The 830-nt window shown below is 51.8% G+C and carries 2 tRNA genes and 1 rRNA gene; all 3 read right to left on the bottom strand.

Annotated features, from left to right (window positions below):
• Positions 1–132: 132 nt before the first annotated feature.
• Positions 133–208 (bottom strand) — tRNA-Ala (locus tag ACODS5_RS24640).
• 6 nt (positions 209–214) lie between these two features.
• A tRNA-Ile gene (locus ACODS5_RS24645) sits at positions 215–291 on the bottom strand.
• Positions 292–368: 77 nt separating this feature from the next.
• Positions 369–830, bottom strand: a 16S ribosomal RNA gene (locus ACODS5_RS24650); the annotation flags it as partial.

Raw genomic sequence — 830 nt, forward strand, 5'->3', positions numbered from 1 at the left:
AGTGAAACTGGCATTCAGTCTATTTCTATCACATATCCGAATTTTTAAAGAACGATCTGACAAAAGTCAGAAATCAACATTCATCAACGAATGTTCATTTCTAAGTTCTGATCAAGTAGACACAACAGAAAGTGGTGGAGCCAAGCGGGATCGAACCGCTGACCTCCTGCGTGCAAGGCAGGCGCTCTCCCAGCTGAGCTATGGCCCCGCATATTGGTAGGTCTGGGCAGATTTGAACTGCCGACCTCACCCTTATCAGGGGTGCGCTCTAACCAACTGAGCTACAGACCTATATAGGGTCTTGATCGTCTTCACATTTGAATCAAGCAATTCGTGTGGGAGCTCATCAGCAGGCTGATGTCTTCGATTAAGGAGGTGATCCAGCCGCAGGTTCCCCTACGGCTACCTTGTTACGACTTCACCCCAGTCATGAATCACACCGTGGTAACCGTCCTCCCGAAGGTTAGACTAGCTACTTCTGGTGCAACCCACTCCCATGGTGTGACGGGCGGTGTGTACAAGGCCCGGGAACGTATTCACCGCGACATTCTGATTCGCGATTACTAGCGATTCCGACTTCACGCAGTCGAGTTGCAGACTGCGATCCGGACTACGATCGGTTTTGTGAGATTAGCTCCACCTCGCGGCTTGGCAACCCTCTGTACCGACCATTGTAGCACGTGTGTAGCCCAGGCCGTAAGGGCCATGATGACTTGACGTCATCCCCACCTTCCTCCGGTTTGTCACCGGCAGTCTCCTTAGAGTGCCCACCATGACGTGCTGGTAACTAAGGACAAGGGTTGCGCTCGTTACGGGACTTAACCCAACAT

This window comes from Pseudomonas sp. FG47 (genome assembly GCF_057809115.1).